The sequence below is a fragment of the Saccharopolyspora spinosa NRRL 18395 genome, from assembly GCF_000194155.1.
Taxonomy (GTDB): Bacteria; Actinomycetota; Actinomycetes; order Mycobacteriales; family Pseudonocardiaceae; genus Saccharopolyspora; species Saccharopolyspora spinosa.
Genome location: NZ_GL877879.1, coordinates 1,883,914 through 1,900,646 on the forward strand (window position 1 = coordinate 1,883,914; position 16,733 = coordinate 1,900,646).

The 16,733-nt window shown below is 70.1% G+C and carries 14 protein-coding genes; 5 read left to right on the top strand and 9 right to left on the bottom strand.

Annotated elements, in window-relative coordinates; translation table 11 throughout:
• Positions 1-26 precede the first annotated feature (26 nt).
• From SSPN_RS0127860 to SSPN_RS0127875, 4 genes are all read left to right on the top strand, one after another.
• Complete coding sequence (locus SSPN_RS0127860) at positions 27-1,610, top strand: aldehyde dehydrogenase family protein (RefSeq protein ID WP_010311498.1); 1,584 nt, start codon at positions 27-29, stop codon at positions 1,608-1,610.
• Positions 1,610-2,755 carry an NAD(P)/FAD-dependent oxidoreductase gene (locus SSPN_RS0127865; protein ID WP_010311500.1) on the top strand — a complete coding sequence of 382 codons (1,146 nt, stop codon included), beginning with the start codon at positions 1,610-1,612 and terminating at the stop codon, positions 2,753-2,755. The genes SSPN_RS0127860 and SSPN_RS0127865 overlap by 1 nt, the downstream gene beginning before the upstream one ends.
• Positions 2,756-2,910: 155 nt before the next feature.
• A complete protein-coding gene (locus SSPN_RS0127870; protein WP_029535778.1) occupies positions 2,911-4,068 on the top strand; it encodes a Glu/Leu/Phe/Val family dehydrogenase in 1,158 nt (385 codons plus the stop codon).
• A gap of 97 nt (positions 4,069-4,165) precedes the next feature.
• On the top strand, positions 4,166-5,089 hold the full coding sequence (locus SSPN_RS0127875) for a LysR family transcriptional regulator (RefSeq protein WP_010311503.1): 924 nt from the start codon (positions 4,166-4,168) through the stop codon (positions 5,087-5,089).
• On the opposite strand, the gene SSPN_RS61820 is transcribed toward SSPN_RS0127875, so the two are convergent.
• Together SSPN_RS61820 and SSPN_RS58680 are read right to left on the bottom strand one after the other, a co-directional pair.
• Positions 5,050-5,454, bottom strand: coding sequence for a zinc ribbon domain-containing protein (locus SSPN_RS61820; protein ID WP_202798919.1), 405 nt, complete (start codon positions 5,452-5,454; stop codon positions 5,050-5,052). The genes SSPN_RS0127875 and SSPN_RS61820 overlap by 40 nt on opposite strands.
• A gap of 12 nt (positions 5,455-5,466) precedes the next feature.
• Positions 5,467-5,625, bottom strand: coding sequence for a hypothetical protein (locus SSPN_RS58680; protein WP_202798920.1), 159 nt, complete (start codon positions 5,623-5,625; stop codon positions 5,467-5,469).
• A gap of 134 nt (positions 5,626-5,759) precedes the next feature.
• Between SSPN_RS58680 and SSPN_RS0127885 the strand changes: the two genes are divergently transcribed.
• Positions 5,760-7,943, top strand: a complete 2,184-nt coding sequence (locus SSPN_RS0127885) for a thiamine pyrophosphate-dependent enzyme (protein ID WP_010311507.1) — start codon at positions 5,760-5,762, stop codon at positions 7,941-7,943.
• 86 nt (positions 7,944-8,029) lie between these two features.
• On the opposite strand, the gene SSPN_RS0127895 is transcribed toward SSPN_RS0127885, so the two are convergent.
• The 7 genes from SSPN_RS0127895 to SSPN_RS52165 all read right to left on the bottom strand — a co-directional run bounded on the left by SSPN_RS0127895 (position 8,030) and on the right by SSPN_RS52165 (position 16,727).
• A complete protein-coding gene (locus tag SSPN_RS0127895; RefSeq protein WP_010311510.1) occupies positions 8,030-9,430 on the bottom strand; it encodes an FAD-binding oxidoreductase in 1,401 nt (466 codons plus the stop codon).
• Between the two features lie 87 nt (positions 9,431-9,517).
• On the bottom strand, positions 9,518-10,306 hold the full coding sequence (locus SSPN_RS0127900; RefSeq protein WP_010311513.1) for an MBL fold metallo-hydrolase: 789 nt from the start codon (positions 10,304-10,306) through the stop codon (positions 9,518-9,520).
• Positions 10,307-10,416: 110 nt separating this feature from the next.
• Positions 10,417-11,400: a phosphatidylinositol-specific phospholipase C gene (locus tag SSPN_RS0127905; RefSeq protein ID WP_029535779.1), complete on the bottom strand. Its 984-nt coding sequence runs from the start codon at positions 11,398-11,400 to the stop codon at positions 10,417-10,419.
• 380 nt (positions 11,401-11,780) lie between these two features.
• Positions 11,781-13,220, bottom strand: a complete 1,440-nt coding sequence (locus SSPN_RS0127910; RefSeq protein ID WP_237710757.1) for a carboxylesterase/lipase family protein — start codon at positions 13,218-13,220, stop codon at positions 11,781-11,783.
• Between the two features lie 69 nt (positions 13,221-13,289).
• Positions 13,290-14,612: a wax ester/triacylglycerol synthase family O-acyltransferase gene (locus tag SSPN_RS0127915; RefSeq protein WP_010311520.1), complete on the bottom strand. Its 1,323-nt coding sequence runs from the start codon at positions 14,610-14,612 to the stop codon at positions 13,290-13,292.
• A gap of 737 nt (positions 14,613-15,349) precedes the next feature.
• The gene (locus tag SSPN_RS0127920; RefSeq protein WP_010311521.1) at positions 15,350-16,228 is read right to left on the bottom strand and encodes a mycobacterial-type methylenetetrahydrofolate reductase; all 879 of its coding nucleotides are present in this window, start codon (positions 16,226-16,228) and stop codon (positions 15,350-15,352) included.
• A gap of 379 nt (positions 16,229-16,607) precedes the next feature.
• A complete protein-coding gene (locus SSPN_RS52165) occupies positions 16,608-16,727 on the bottom strand; it encodes an adenosylhomocysteinase (RefSeq protein WP_010311523.1) in 120 nt (39 codons plus the stop codon).
• Positions 16,728-16,733: the final 6 nt, after the last annotated feature.

Genomic DNA, 16,733 nt, shown 5'->3' on the forward strand with positions numbered 1-16,733 from the left:
GTACCCCAACGAGCTGGAAGAGGTGCATGTCGGTGCAGTCGACGTTGAACTCCGTGATCGGTCCGGACGCCCCCGCCCGGGTCGACGGCGGAGGCGAGTACATCTCGCGCAACCCGGCGAACCTGGACGACGTCGTCGCCGAGGTCTCCCTCGGCGGACCCGAGACGCTGCTGGCCGCGACCGAACAGGCGCAGCGGGCGCAGCGCGAATGGGCGCAGGTGCCCGCGCCGGTGCGCGGGCGGGTGGTGGCCGGGCTGGGCCGGTTGGTCGAGGCGAACAAGGAGTCACTGGCGCGGCTGGTGACCCGGGAGATCGGCAAGCCCTACGCCGAGGCGCTCGGCGAGGTGCAGGAGATCATCGACACCTGCGACTTCTTCCTCGGCGAAGGCCGCAGGCTCTACGGGCAGACGGTGCCCTCGGAGATGCCGGACAAGCAGCTGTTCACCTTCCGCGTGCCGGTGGGCGTCGCCGTGGTGATCACCGCGGGCAACTTCCCGGTCGCCGTGCCGTCCTGGTACATGGTGCCCGCGCTGCTGTGCGGCAACGCCGTGGTGTGGAAGCCCGCCGAGTACGCCGCGGGCGCGGCGCGGGCGCTGGCCGAGCTGGCCTGGCGCGCCGGGGTGCCCAAGGGCGTGCTCAACCTCGTCTACACCGACGGCGAGGCGACCTTCGAGGGACTGGCGTCCGCGCTGGCGGCGGGCACCGTCAACAAGGTCGGGTTCACCGGTTCCAGCGCGGTCGGCGCGCGGGTCGGCGAGCTGTGCGGCCGGTACCTGCAGAGCCCGTGTCTGGAGCTGGGCGGCAAGAACCCGATGGTCGTCGCCCCGGACGCGGAGCTCGACCTCGCAGTGGAGGGCGCGCTGTTCTCCGGATGGGGTACGGCCGGGCAGCGCTGCACCTCGCTGGGCAACCTGATCGTGCACCGCGACGTGCACGACGAGTTCGTGCGCCGGCTCGACGCGGCGCTGCGCGCGGCCACCATCGGCGACCCGACCGGTGACGTGCTCTACGGCCCACTGCTGGACCAGAAGTTCGCGGACAACTTCGAGAACATCCTGGGCAACATCGCCGAGCACCACACCGTGCTGGGTTCGGAGTCGGTCGGGCGGATCGGGGATTCCGCGCCGCGCAAGGGCTTCCAGGGCGATGCCTCGACCGGGCTGTACTACCACCCGGTGCTGCTGGACGGGCTGCGGCCGGACGACCACGTGTTCCGCAACGAGACCTTCGGCCCGATCGTCGGCGTCACCACCTACGACGCGCCGGACGAGGCCATCGAGCTGGGCAACGCCCCCGGCTACGGGTTGTCCGCGGCGATCTACACCACCGACCCGGCCACCGCGTTCCGGTTCCGGCAGGGCATCGGCGCGGGCATGGTCAGCGTGAACAACTCGACCTCCGGCGCGGAGGCGCACCTGCCCTTCGGCGGAAACGGCAAGTCCGGCAACGGCAGCCGCCAGTCCGGCATCTGGGTGCTCGACCAGTTCACCCGTTGGCAGTCGTTGAACTGGGACTTCTCCGGAAAGCTGCAGAAGGCCCAGATGGACGTCGACACCGTCGAGCCGGAGCTGGACTTCCGGCTGCCCCCGGACCTCGGCGGTGCCCGGTGATGCTGCCGGGCCGGGCCGAGGTCGTCGTGATCGGCGGCGGGGTGGTGGGCGTCAGCACCGCCTTCCACCTCGCCGAGGCCGGCGTGGACGTGCTGTTGCTGGAGCGAGACGAGCTCGGCGAAGGCAGCACGAGCAGGGCCGCCGGCGGGGTGCGCGCGCAGTTCTCCGACCCGGTCAACATCGAGCTTGGGCAGCGCAGCCTGAGCGCGTTCGAGGACTTCGCGCGGCGGCCCGGCGGCGAGATCGACCTCAAGCAGTTCGGCTACCTGTTCCTGCTGTCGGATCCCGAGGACGTCACGACGTTCGAGCGGAGCGTGCGGCTGCAGAACGAGTTCGGCGTGCCGAGCCGGATGCTGACCGTCGCCGAGGCCTGCGAGCTCTCGTCGTACGTGGTGCCGGACGGGCTGCTGGCGGCCGCCTTCTCCCCCACCGACGGGCACTGCACACCGGAGGCGGTGGTGCAGGGTTACGCGCAGGCCGCCCGGCAGCACGGCGCCCTGCTGCGGCGGCACTGCCCAGTGACCGGCATCGAGGTCACCGGCGGTGAGATCACCGCGGTGCACACCGATTTCGGTTCCGTCGAGACGTCCACCGTGGTCTGCGCGGCGGGCGCGTGGTCGGCGTCGGTCGGCGAGTTCGCCGGCGTCAAGCTGCCGGTCCGGCCGCTGCGGCGGCAGGTCCTGGTCACCGAGCCCGTGCCGGACCTGCCACCCCGGCTGCCGTTCACCATCGACTTCAGCACCAGCTTCTACTTCCACGACGAAGGACCGGGTCTGCTCATCGGCATGTCCGACCCCGACGAGGAGTACGGGTTCCGGCTCAACACCGACGACCGCTGGCTCGGGAGGCTCGCCGACACCTTGGCGCGGCGCGCACCGAGGCTGGCCGACATCGGCGTCGCGCACGGCTGGGCGGGGCTCTACGAGGTCACGCCCGACCACAACGCCCTGGTCGGGGAGGCGGCGGGACCGAGCCGGTTCCTCTACGCCACCGGCTTCTCCGGTCACGGCTTCCTGCAGGGACCGGCCATCGGCGAAGTCATGCGCGACCTCGTGCTCGGCCAACCGCCGGTCGTCGACGTCACCGGCCTCGACGTCCGCCGTTTCGCCGACGCCGGGGTCCGGCCCGAGCACAACTGCGTCTGAAAGGCGGAACCCGGGCTCATCCGCGGCCCTTTCGAACGGATCCCCCGACACGCAGTGTGGCAAGACCGCTTCGAGGACGAAGAACTTCGTAAGACACGAGCAAAATCCCCGATATCCGGGCTGTGCTCGGCACAGCCGACGAAGGAGCGCGAACCGTGCGTGATCTGTTGCAGGAGATCGACGAGTGGGGCCCGGAGAAGGTGGTGTGCGTCTCGGACGCGCGCACCAGCATGCGGGGCGTGCTGGTCATCGACAACACCGCCCGCGGCACCGGCAAGGGCGGCACCCGGATGAGCCCGACCGTCACCGTCGGCGAGATCGCCCGGCTGGCCCGCGTGATGACCTGGAAGTGGGCCGCGGTCGACCTGTTCCACGGCGGCGCGAAAGCGGGCATTTTCGCCGACCCGGACGCGCCGGACAAAGAGCTGATCGTGCGGGCCTTCGCGCGGCGGCTGGCCGACCAGATCCCGGCCAGCTACGTCGCGGGGCTGGACATGGGGATGACCGAGCACGACGCGGCGATCATCCAGGACGAGCTCGGCGACCGCGGCGCGGCGGTCGGCGTCCCCGAATCGCTGGGCGGCGTGCCCTACGACCAGTTGGGCGTGACCGGTCACGGCGTCGCCGAGGCCGTGGACGCGGCGCTGGCCCACCAGGGCCGCAGCGTGGCTGGGGCGCGGGTGGCGTTGCAGGGCTTCGGCGCCGTCGGGGCGGCCGCCGCGAAGCGGCTGCACGAGCTCGGCGCCCAGCTGGTCGCGCTGTCCACGATCGACGGTTCGGTGCACGACCCGGCGGGGCTCGACGTGCCGCAGTGGCTGGACGCCCGCGCCGAGTTCGGCGACGGGTGTGTGGCCAAGGCCCCGGCGCAGCACCGGATACCGCGCGGCGAGGAGTTTCAGGTGGACTGCGACGTGCTGATCCCGGCCGCCGGGCAGGACATCATCGACGAATCCGTCGCCGCGGAGATCCGGGCCGGGTTGATTGTGGAGGGAGCGAACCTGCCGACCACGCCCAGGGCCCGCCACCTGCTGGCGGCCCGGAAGGTCACCATCGTGCCGGACTTCATCGCCAACGCGGGCGGTGCCATCGCAGCCGGTTTCGCGATGGACGCGCGGCATTCCGCGTTCCGGCCCGAACCGGCGGCGATCCTGCGGACGGTGGCGGAACGGACCCGCAAAAACACCGTGCTGGTCCTGGACACCGCGCAGGCCGGTGGCGTACTACCTCACCAGGCGGCGCAGGACCTGGCCAAGGAACGCGTCCGGACTGCGATGCAGCTGCGAGGTCGATTGCCCAGAGCCGCGACCGCGTGAGGACTGCGTTGAACTCGCATCGCGCGGCGCTGCCGACACTCGGGGCGAGCCGGCCCCGGGTGCGCGGCTTGGCAAACGAGAGCAGAGGGGGTCAGGCGTGCTCAACCCGATCCACTTGAGAACCCTGCAGGAATGCGTTCGCACCGGTTCGTTCGCCGAGGCCGGGCGGGTGCTCGGCTACACGGCATCGGCGGTGTCGCAGCAGATGGTGCTGCTGGAACGCACGGTCGGCGCGCCGCTGTTCGAGCGTTCCGCGCGCAGCGCCCGCAGCACCGCGCTGGCGATCCGGCTCGCCGGCCGCAGCCGCGATGCGCTCGGGGCGCTCGACGCGCTGGAGCGCGAGGTCCGGGCGATGGTCGCCGGGGAGGAAGGCAGTCTGCGGCTGGCCAGCTTCGCCACCGCCAACGCTCGGGTGCTGCCGGACGTGCTCGCCGCCGTGGTCTCCCAGCGGCCGAGCTCCGAGGTGCAGCTCGACGAGGGCGAGCCGGACGAGGTGCTCGGCGACGTGCTGGACGGCGTCCTGGACGCGGCCGTGGTCTTCGAGTACGACCTCGATCCGCGGCAGTGGCCGATCGAGCTGTGTGTGGAAGAGCTGATGGCCGAGCCGCTGCGGCTGGCGCTGCCCGAGACGCACCGGCTGGCCGGGGCCGCGGAGGTGGACTTGCGCGAGCTCGCCGGGGACGCCTGGATCTGTACCCGGCAGGACACCGCGGGAGCGCGGGCGCTGGTGCGGCTGGCCGCCGCGGCCGGGTTCGTGCCGCGGATCACCTTCCGCAGCAACGACTACTCGGTGATCCGGGACCTGGTGGCCCGCAACCTCGGGGTGGCGGTGCTGCCCGGGCTGGCGATTCCCGACGACCACGTGCGCATCTCCCGGATCGCCGGCTGGCAGCCGCACCGCCGGGTGAAGGCCTTGTACCGGAAGCAGAACACGAACCCGCTGCTGCCGATCGCGCTGGAATGCCTGGCCAAGTCCTGTGCTCAGGTGGCCAACGACTGGCACGCGGTACCGGGCGCGTAGTGGGTGCCGTGAGTCTTTCGAATCGCTGTAGCGGCCACAAATCGCTGCAGCGGCCCGAAGGTCTCACGGCACCGAGCGCACCGAGCCCGGCGCTTCACAGCCGGTCGCCCAGTTCGGGAGGATCCGCGTTGAGATCTGACACCAGCTCCACAGGCCGACACCGCCAGCCCGGCGGCCACAATATTCTTCGCCGCGTTCACATGACGGTCATGGATGCACGCGCACCCCTCACGCTTCCACTCGCGCACTGTCAACGGCAGCGCCTCAGCGAGCGTGCCGCATTCCGAGTATTTCTTGGACGAGGGAAACCACCGGTCGATCACGACCAGCTCACGCCCGTACCATCTGCACTTGCTTTCCAGCATGGCCCGCAGCTCCTACCACGCGGCATCCGAAATCGCACGGGCCAGCGTGTGGTTGCCCAACATTCCGCGCCCGTTCAGATCCTCGATCACGACCACTCGGTTGTCGCGGACGAGCAGAGTCGTCACGTTGGGCAGATGATCCCGGCGACGGTCAAAGACCCGTGCAAACACGCGTGCCACCTGCCGGCAAGCCTTCTCCCGGTTCGCCGAATCCGTGACGCCGATTATCACGGCGGGGGTCGGCTGTCCCCAGGAGCGGCCCCTTCCCGCCGTGAACGGCGTGGTGTCCGCCGAATGGAGCTTCGATGAGCGACAAGACCGAACCTGTTGACGAGTTCTTCCGGGCCGCCGTGGCCGGTTGGTCCGCCCGGTCGTCGACCGCGTCGGGGCAGGACGACGAACTGCTGGTGCTGTTCGACTCGCAGGCCGGTAGCAGGCATCTGGACTTCCAGGCGCGCCAACTGGGCTCGCTAGGCAAGGGCTTCTACAGCATCGGCTCGTCCGGGCACGAGTCCAACGCCGCGGTCGCCGCCGCGCTGCGGCCCACGGATCCGGCGCTGCTGCACTACCGCTCCGGCGGCTTCTACGTCCGCCGCGGCCGGCAGGTACCGGGCCAGCACCCGCTGCGCGACGTCCTGCTGGGCATCGTCGCCTCGTCCGACGAGCCGATCTCCGCCGGTCGGCACAAGGTGTTCGGCAACGCCGAGCTGTCGGTCATCCCGCAGACCTCGACCATCGCCTCGCAACTGCCGCGCGCGGTGGGCCTGGCGTTCTCGCTCGGTCGGGCCGCCAAGCTCGGCGTCCCGACCGCCTGGCCAGCAGATTCCGTGGTGGTGTGCAGCTTCGGCGACGCCTCGGCGAACCACTCCACCGCGACCGGCGCGATCAACTCTGCGCTGCACTGCGCCTTCCAGGGCCTGCCGATGCCGCTGCTGCTGGTGTGCGAGGACAACGGCATCGGGATCAGCGTGCGCACGCCGCAAGGTTGGATCGAATCCACCTACGGCAGCCGCAACGGCCTGCGGTACTTCACGGTCGACGGCGACGACCCGGTGCGCTGCCTGGCGGTCGCGCGGGAGGCCGCGGACTGGGTCCGCGAGCACCGCGCCCCGGCGTTCCTGCACCTGCGGACGGTGCGGTTGTTGGGGCACGCCGGGTCGGACGTGGAGTCCGGTTACCGGTCGCGCACCGAGATCACCGCGGACTACCAGCGCGATCCGCTGCGCGCCACCGCGAAAGCACTGGTGGACAAGGGGATTCTGCGCCCCGATGAGGTGCTCGCGCGCTACGAGGACAAGCGGGCCGAGGTCGCGCGCATCGCCGAAGAGGCGCTCGGCCGCCGGAAGCTGGGCAGCGCTGCCGAAGTGATGGCCTCGATCTGCCAGGACCGGCCGGACGTCGTCGCGCGCCGGGCGGGTGAGGTTCCACCGCGACGCGCGGAGTTCTTCGGCGATCAGCTCCCGGAGTCAGAGGGGCCGCTGAGCCTGGCGCAGGCGATCAACCGCTCGCTGGCTGACGAGCTGGCCCGCGATCCGCGCGTCGTGGTCTTCGGCGAGGACGTCGCCCGCAAGGGCGGGGTGTACGGGGTGACGCGCGGATTGCGCAAGAAGTTCGGCGGCACCAAGGTGTTCGATACGCTCCTGGACGAGCAGAGCATCCTGGGCACGGCGCTGGGCGCGGGGCTCGCCGGGCTGCTGCCGATCCCCGAGATCCAGTACCTCGCCTACGTGCACAACGCGGCCGACCAGCTGCGCGGCGAAGGCAGCACGCTGAGCTTCTTCTCCAACGGCCAGTACCGGAACCCGATGGTGGTGCGCATCGCGGGTTACGGCTATCAGAAGGGCTTCGGCGGCCATTTCCACAACGACAACAGCGTCGCCGCGCTGCGCGACCTGCCGGGCGTTGTGGTCGCGTCGCCTTCCCGGCCAGACGACGCCGCCGCGATGATGCGCACCTGCGTCGCGGCCGCGCACGAGGACGGCCGGCTGTGCGTGTTCCTGGAGCCGATCGCGCTGTACCACACGCGCGACCTGCACGAATCCGGCGACGGCGAGTGGCTGGCGCCGTACCCGGTACCGGGCGAGCACCACGTGCCGATCGGCCGCGGCCGGGAGTACGGCGACGGAGAAGATCTGACGCTGATCAGCTTCGGCAACGGCGTGCCGATGAGCCTGCGGGTCGCGAAGCGGCTTCAGGAGCGCGGCATCGGGGCCCGGGTGCTGGACCTGCGCTGGTTGGCGCCGCTGCCGGTCGAGGACCTGCTCGCGTCGGCGCGCGCGACCGGGCGGGTGCTGGTGGTGGACGAAACCCGCCGCAGCGGCGGCGTTTCCGAGCCGGTGGTGACGGCGCTGGTCGATGGCGGGTTCGGCGGCCAGATCCGCCGCGTCACCAGCGAGGACAGCTTCATCCCGCTGGGCGCGGCGGCCTACCACGTCCTGCTCGACGAGTACACCGTCGAGATGGCGGCGCTGGAACTGGCGAAGAGGTGACCCTTCGCCAGGGGCCCGCGAGTGTTTTTGGGCTCAGCCAGGACGACTGCGAACTCACCGACATCGTCGAGGGGTTCGCTTGACGCTCAGCTGTCCGGATCGCCGAAGACCTTGCCTGGGTTGAAGATCCCGGCGGGGTCGAGGGCGTTCTTGACCGCGCGGTGCATGCCGATCACCGCCGGGCTGAGCTCGGCGTGCAGGCCCTTGCGCTTGAGCAGGCCCACGCCGTGCTCCCCGGTCACCGTACCGCCCAGAGCGATGGCGTCCGCGACGATGTCGTCGAAGGCCCGCTGCGCGCGCAGCCGGGCCGCCTCGTCGCCGGGCGGCGTGATGATCAACGGGTGCAGGTTGCCGTCGCCGGCGTGCGCGATGTTGGCGATCTGGGTGTCGTGCCGCTGCGCCGCAGCCTCGATGCGGCCCAGCATCTCCGGCACCTTCGCCCGCGGCACGCAGACGTCTTCGGTCAGCACCGGACCGAGGCGTTCCAGCGCCGGGTAGGCCAGTCGGCGCGCGGCGAACAGGGCATCCGCCTCGTGCTCGTCGGTGGAGCGGGCGCTCCAGGTGGCACCGGCCTCCTCGAAGCAGCGCAGCAGCGCGTCAACTTCCTGTTCCCCTGCGGCGCCCGGGGTGTCGGAACGGCCGAGCAGCAGCACATTCGCCTCCGCGCTGAGGCCCATGTTCTTCCACTCGTCGACCGCCTTCAGGCAGTGCTGGTCGAGCAGTTCCAGCGCCGACGGCACGATCCCGGCCGCGGCGACCGCAGCAACCGCCTGCCCGGCGGCGACGAGGGAATCGAAGTAACCGACCACGGTGCGCTCCGGGGCGCGCAGGCCGGGCAGCAGCTTGACGGTGATCTCGGTGATCACGCCGAGCGTGCCCTCCGAGCCGACGAACAGCCCGCACAGGTCGTAACCGGCGACGCCCTTGGCCGTGCGCCGACCCAGCCGCACGACCTCGCCGCTGCCGACGACGGCCGCCAAGCCCAGCACGTAGTCGCGGGTCACGCCGTACTTAACGCAGCACACGCCGCCGGCGTTGGTGGCGACGTTGCCGCCGATGGTGGACCACGGCGAGCTGGCCGGGTCCGGCGGGTACCAGGCGCCCTGCTCGCGGCATGCGGCGCGCAGATCGTCGTTGACCACGCCCGGCTGGACCACCGCGAGCTGCTCACGCGGGTTGATCTCCAGGATCTCGTTCATGCCTTCGAAAGAGATCAGCACGCAGCCGTCGATCGCGTTCGCGCCGCCCGACAGGCCGGTCCCGGCGCCTCGCGGCACCACCGGAACCCCCAGCTCAGCGCAGACCCGAACCACCGCGACCACGTCATCGGTACTGGTCGCGCGCACCACTGCCAGCGGCTTGCCGTACGGAGCCCACTCGGCTTCGTCGTGCGCGAACCGGGCGACGGAGTCGGGGTCGGTCAGCAGCACCGGCTCGGGAAGTTCCGCTCGCAGCGCCGCAAGCGCCTTCTCCGCCGTGCCCGACATGCCGTCCTCCGTCCGCCGCAATCCACCCCCACGTTAACCACCTCGAACCTGGTTTCGGCCACCGCCTGCGGCGGGCCCGACCGCATGTCAGCGCGCGAGGGCGTCCAGGGTGAACTGCTCGGGGAAAGGTGAGCGCGCCACCGCCTGCTCTGCGGTGAGCGTCCCCGCCGCCACCGCCCGGCACAGCTCGGCCACGGCCGCCAGGTCGGCGCGCTGGCGCCGCACGAACTCGCGATCCACCGGTTCGCCATGCCCGGGCAGCACGATCGGCGCGTCCAACGCGAGGATGGCGTCCAGCGCGGCCGGCCACTCCTGCGGGTATGCGTCACCGAACTGCGGTGGTGCACCGTGCTCGACCAAGTCACCCGCGAAAACGACACCCGCGTCCGGCACGTGCACGACCAGATCGTGGTCGGAGTGCGCCGGTCCGAAGTGGAGCAGCGCCACCTCACGCCCGCCGAGGTCGAGCACCGCCCGGTCATCGACCAGGTTGTCGGGCGGCACGATCCGCACGGCGTCGATGCGGTCTGCGACTCCGTGCTCACCCCGCTCGCGGTAGTGCCGCGCCCACTTCGCACGCTGATCCGCCCCCGTGGCCATGAGTTGGGTGCGGCACCTGTCGTGTGCCCAGACCGGGCACGGGGTGAACGCCTCGGTGCCGAAGCCGTGGTCGAAGTGCGCGTGGGTCAGGACCACCGACCAGGGCAGCGGCGTGACCTCGCGGACCGCCGCCGCGAGCTCGGCACCCTGCCCGGCATCCCCACCCGTGTCGACGACCAGGCAGCGTGCGCTTCCCACGACGAGGCCGACCGAGAGGTCCAGTTCCTCGTACCGGCGCACCAGCACGCCGTCGGCCACGTCGATCCAGCGTCCCACTTCACACCCACCTCGGAGTCACGGCGAACCGGTAAGAGCTCCGCCCCTGCGAGTGCATTCTCCGCCGTGCCTGGCACCGCGCAGGCCACGCCCCTCCCCGGTGTCGGAGCTCAGCGCGCGTTCTTCGCGATGATGGCGTTCACCAGTTCGCCGCCCGGGAAATCCATCATGATCACACCGGTGCGCGGCAGGTCGTTGCCGGTGAGGTGTTCCAGGGCGTAGTCGTTGACGCCGCGGAAACCGGCGGCGCCGCAGGCGACCGCGTTCGGGAAGGCGCCCGGACTGGAGCCGCTGGAGAAGTTCAAGAACATCCGTCCCGGATCGGCGGCCACCGTCTTGTCCAGGTGGTCCCGCACCTTGAACCACTTGTCGTCGACGTCGAACAAGGTCGGCACGTTGTACTCGTCCTGAACGTACTCGCCCCAGGATTCGCCGTTGAACTGCCCGAGCCCGCGTCCCTCGTACAGCGCGCCGTGCGCGCCCTGCAGGCTGGCCAGCACGATCTTGCCGCGCACCTGACCGAGCGTCGGCATCTCGCCGCCGGCGGGGTCATGCAGGTACTTGCCGTTGGGGTCGTTGTCCCGGTACCAATCGAGAATCTGCGCGGTGTCGAGTTGGCTGTTCTCGTCGGTGCACGAGCGGACTTCGCCGGTGCACTCGGCCTTCAGCCTCATGAGCACCGTTTCACCGGGATGCGCGGCCAGGAACTCGCCCGCCTTCCGCAGCACGTCGGAGAAGTTGGCGTTCTGGTAGAACGGCCCGTGGTGCAGGGTGAACAGGTCGTCGTAGCGCCGCACCCGGATGTCGATGGCCCGGATTCCCGACTGCAGCTGCACGGCCAGCGTTTCGGCGCTGTCGCCGTGGTTCTCCTGCGTCTGGGTCAGCGAACCGCCGTGCAGCGACAGGGTCTGGTGGGTGCCGGGGATCGACAGCTGGGCGAGGCTGGCGTCGTCGGGCAGGCCCGCCATCCAGTCCGGGTTCGACGCCTCGGTGATGCTCTGGCAGTACGGCGCCGCGGAGGCCGTTGCGGGCAGGACGGCGACGGCCAGCGCCATCGCCAGGACCGCTGCCGCGCGAGTCGATCTTCCAGGCATGCGCCCAAGAATCCCGTGCCCGCCGCGACAACGGCGCGAATGGCGGAAACTCGCCAGTCCGTGCTGAACGCGTCGATGCGACGCCGTTGCCCCGCTGGTCCGGGCGCCCCTGGTGCCGCCGATCTGGCCCGGGTCCGCCCTGAACGTGTTGCTGCCCCGTCTGCGGCTTCAGGGAAGAGCACCCCGTCAACCGCTCTCGTACGTCGACTCCGCTTTACGCCGGAGGCCAGCGGGGTGCGGGCCTAGAGCTTCCAGAGCTTGGCGTACTTCTTGCGGTACTTGTCGTCGGTCTCGCTGTCGATCAGCTCTTGCGCCTTCGCTGCTGGTCCAGATGGTATCTGCGGCGCTCGCCTCCCCAGACCTCGAAGCACCCACGGGTCTCACGCCTGGAAGCGGTGTTGCCAGATCTCCCGGGATACCTTGATCGGATCGGCCACCACTGTCGGCGGCACGTTCCACACCCGGGCCGAGCGGTCGGCGACGGTGTAGGCAGGCCAACCCGGATCACCCGTCGTCGCGAAGGAAACCCACGCCTCGCGCAGCTCTGCCGACAGGTCTTCGAAATCCGGCGGGACCTCGCCGCCGAACATCGCCTTACCGAGCGCGTCCGCTACGGTTCCGAAGGTGAACGGAACGTCCAGCCCGTGGTGCGCGCCGAACGCACCGCCGCGCACCGGGCTCGACCAGGCGAACTCGTAGGCGTAGCTGCGGCCCCCGGCTAGGGCGTGCGCTTCAGCGCTCCACAGCGACGGCATCCGGAACAGCTGATCGCTGAGAATCAGCGAGAACAGCTCGGCATCCTCGATCCCCGGATATCCGGCGCGGTACCGGCCCACCACTGACGGATCCAGCCGCAGCCGCTGCGCCATCAGCACCGGGTCCTTGTCCTCCGCGGGAAGGTCCACTGTGAACATTCGGGCTTCGTCGGCGGTGTAGCCGCTGATCAGGTCCACGTCGCGGCCCGCGCCGGTGCGCAGCGCGACCCACGGCAGGTCGTCGAGCACCGCGCCGTCGAGGATCACCGCGTACGGCGTGGAATTCGTCCAGTCCGCGCGGTTCTCGTTCTGCTCCGCCATCACGGGCAGCTGCGCCGAGTGGATCGCCTCCGACGGCACCGCCGCCAGCTCCTCGGCGGTGGCCGGGACACCGAGCGGACCGACGATGAGCTCGCTGAGCTTGCGCGCCTCGTCCTCGGCGCAGTACAGCGAGCCGACGCTCTGCGCGATCGCGCGGCGGAACAACCCGCTCCGGGTCGATCCCCCGATTAGCGTGGCCACCGAGGTCGCGCCCGCGGACTCGCCGAAGATCGTCACATTGCCCGGGTCGCCGCCGAACGCGGCGATGTTGTCGCGCACCCAGCGCAACGCCGCGAGCTGGTCCAGGATGCCGCGGTTGGACGGCGCATCCGCAACCCAGCCGAAACCCTCATAACCGACCCGGTAGTTCACCGTCACCGCGACGACCCCGGCCTGCGCGAACAACGCCGGATCGTAGTCGGCGGCCGTACCGCCCAGATAGGCCCCGCCGTGGAACCAGACCATGACCGGCAGGCCGCCGCCGCGATCCGGGGTCCACACGTTGACGCTCAGGCAGTCGGTGCTGTCACCGGGGTTCCACGACGGCGGAAACCCGGGGATCACCGCCGGTTGCGGCACCGACCCGCTGAACTCCAACGCGTCCCGCACCCCTTCCCACCGCTCCGGGGCAACAGGGGCCTGAAACCGACGCGCCCCGTCCAGCGGTGCCGCATACGGAATTCCCCTGAATATGCTCAACTCGTCGTTCGCGGTTCCCCGCACCGCGCCGTGCTCGGTCCGCACCACAAGATCCATGCCCCCATACAACCAGCGAAAGCGTGGCCGCGTCATCCGATCGACGTTGTGCATGCCTCACGACCGGTCGTCGAGTTCGGCCACCGCGAACGGCAGCGCTTCGCTGAGCTTCTCCAGGTCCGGCAACGCCGCGCGATTGGCATGCACGCCCACGTGCACGGTGTCGCGGTACTGCGAAACCGCAATCGCCAGCGCGTGCCTGGCCGCCAGCGGGGCCACCGGGTACAGCTCCACCAACTCCGCCCCTCCCAGGGCCGCCCGGAAACCCGGCAGCGGCACGTTGGTGATCACGGTGTCGAACAGCAGCGCGGCACCGTGCCCGGCCAGTGGGGCGGCCACCTGGTGCACGATCTGCGGAACCCGCCCGGCAAGCACCGGGAACGCACCAGGCCCGCGCAGCGGCCCCGCGCTCTTGTTGCGACCCATCGCGGCCCGGATCGCCTGCAGCCGCGCCACCGGGTCCGGCTCCCCCACCGGCAGATCGCACAGGTAGCCGGACAGCTGGTTGTTCCCTCGCGCGTTGTCGCCGCGACGACGACTGACCGGGATCAGCGCCCGCAGCGGCAGCTCGTCGACCGGGTGCCCGCGCGCGGCCAGCCACCGGCGGAACGCCCCGGTGAGCACCGCGAGCACGACGTCGTTGGTGGTGCCGCCGTGCCGGGCACGGATCCGCCGCAGGTCAGCGAGGCCGATCGGGATCAGCGCCACCCGCCGCGCCGCGGAAACGGAAGCGCGCAACGGCGAATCCGGAATCGGCACCCGCATGCTGCGCACCACCGACGAGGCGATGCCGAGCGTTTCACCGGACTTCGACAGGGTTCCGCGAACCGCATCGAACAGCTGCTGCGGTTTGCGGAGCAGGTCCAGCGGGCTGCCGTCGGGATCGGGCAACGGTTCCGGCGCCTCGGGCGTGAAGCCGTCGAGCAGCCCCAAACCCATCTCGACCGCTTCCCGGCCATCGGCGAGGGCGTGATGGAACTTCACCAGCACCGCGAACCGGTCCCCGTCCAGCCCGGTGATCAGGTGCAGTTCCCACAGCGGACGGCCCCGGTCCAGCGGGTCCGCGATGAGCTCCGCGACCAGCTCGGCCAATTCCTCCCGCCCGCCCGGCGAGGGCACCTGGTGGCTGCGCACCTGCTCGGCCGCGTCGAATTCCGGCGCTTCCGCCCAACGGGCCTGGCCGGGCAGCCATGACTGGCCGATCCGCAGCCGCAGCCGCGCGATCCGCTGGGCCCGCTCGGCCAGCAGCGCCAGCAGCCGCACCCGGTCCGCCGGTTCCGACGGCCGGAACACCGCGACCGCACCGATGTGCATCGGCGCGGTTTCCTGCTCCAGGCACAGGAACGCCCAGTCGAGCGCACTGACCTCGGTCGTCATCATCGCCGCACCTCACCACGCGATTCGAGAACAGCTTGCCGGAAACAATCCGGGCGGAATCGGAATAGTTCGCCGGGCTGGTTACGGAATTGTTTCCACCCGGGAAATATCCAGCGATCGGCAGACCCGGGAGGTGATCTGATCCGCGAGCGAATCGAATGACCGCCCCGACGAAGCGGAAAATGATTCGTCTTCTACGGGCGGCCCCGACTCGAAACCGGGGCCACCGCCGACGGGGCGGGCAGGGCCTGGAGGTGCTGGCGACAACGGCACTGACGTGGTCCTTCCTGTCACGGCGGGCGACGCCGGGCGCCGCCGGGCGCCGCCGCGGCAACGCTTGCGGCTTAGCTCCTGACGGCGCTTTCCATCCGGTGCACCGTTGCACTTCCGTCCAAATAGACCGATTGCGGCCGGATCGACTGAATTGAGCCGACCAAGCCGCGAATGCGTCGACTTTAAACCAAAACGAGGACGGATGAAAACGAGGACCGCCGGCAGCGACGAGCACGATGCAGGCCTTGATCGCTCCGATAGGTATTGATCAAACGCTCCGAGTCACCCACAAGTAGGCACGGCAGTCGCCCGCGACGGCGCGGCCGACCGGATTCGGTGACACCGCGCACCCGCCGCGCGCGGAGCTCGACGTCGCGCGGTGAGCGAACTCACCCGGCTGTCGGGCCGTACAACGCGAAAACCGCCGCCCAGCTCGGGGCGGCGGTTTTCGGTCGCGCGAGGTCAGCTCACGGCGCCCAGTGGTCGAGCATGGTCGCGAAGGTCTCGAAGGCCGGCTTGTTGTAGCCGTAGGGCGCTTCCAGGTGGACGCTGAGTGGGAAGCCGAGACCGTGCACCCCGTCAATAACCCGCTTGTAAAGGTCCACGACCCGCTGCTTGCGCTGCTCGAAGCCCAGCTCCGCGGTCTGCGCCACGAATTCCTGCTCGCCGGCCACGGCCGGGTTGCCCGGGTCCTGGATGAGCCACTGGATCAACTTCTTCCTGCTCTCCACACCCGGGATGAACCCGAAGGACAGCAGGATCTCCGGGCGGTGCGGCGTGGTCCGGGCGAACTCAGCGAGGAACCGTACGATCGCGTCGGAGTAGAGCAACTGGGTCATGCCGTAGGTGGCGCCGCGCTCGCACTTGAAGCCGAACCGGCCTTGCTCGCCGTGCCGGGTCGGGATAAGGATCGAACCGCGGTGCGGCACCACGTCCTGGAACTTGGCCAGGGCGTCGGTGGGCGCGACGCCGGGGCCCTCGCCGTCGGCCATGTTGCGCGGCACCCCGACGAACGCGATGCCGTCCATGCCCGCGTCGCGCAGGTTCTGCAGGCGCTCGGTCAGCTCCTGCTCGTCGTGGAACGCGGTGACCTGCGTGCACAGCCCGCGCATGCCGCCCAGTTCGGGCTCGATCGTCCGCCAGAAGTCGATGGTGTCCATCTTCTCCCGGAAGCCGACCGGCCGGTCCCCGTCCTCCTGGATGATGCCGGGGATCATCACGTGCTTGATGTGGCCGGCCAGCCCGGAGGCGCGGCTGAGCTCGGTGACCTTGCGACCTTCCGCGACGGCCATCTGCACGCCACCGTCGAGATTGGGCGGTACCAGTTCGAGTGCGATGGTGTTCATGTCGGCCTCAGGTTTTCCTTCTGTCGGCTTTCGGTCACCATAGCGCCCGATCGAGATGCACTCCTGCGACTGCTCTTCTCGACGAGCAGGGACCATTTTTCCTCTGATGACTGGGAATTCGTTCGCCGAAATGCGAATTTCGGTTATCCTGAAAGGATCGTCGTTCAGCCACGCGCAGAAAAGGCTGTGCATTCGGATCAGCGACGCGGCCGGGCCCCGGTCGGGTACGCGCTTTCACCCGGTCGGCGTATTTATGGCGAAACCGGTTGCGCGGAGCGCGGTTTCAGCGCCGGATGTCCGGCGGCTCTCCCGGCCGAGGAGAGCCGCCGTTGCGACCCGGTACCGCCGCGCGAAAGCGAAGCGGTACCGGGGAGTTCGGTCAGTAGCGGTAGTGGTCGGGCTTGTAGGGGCCGTCGACGTCGACACCGATGTAGGCGGCCTGCTCCTTGGAGAGCTTGGTCAGCTTCACACCCAGAGCGTCCAGATGCAGACGAGCCACCTTCTC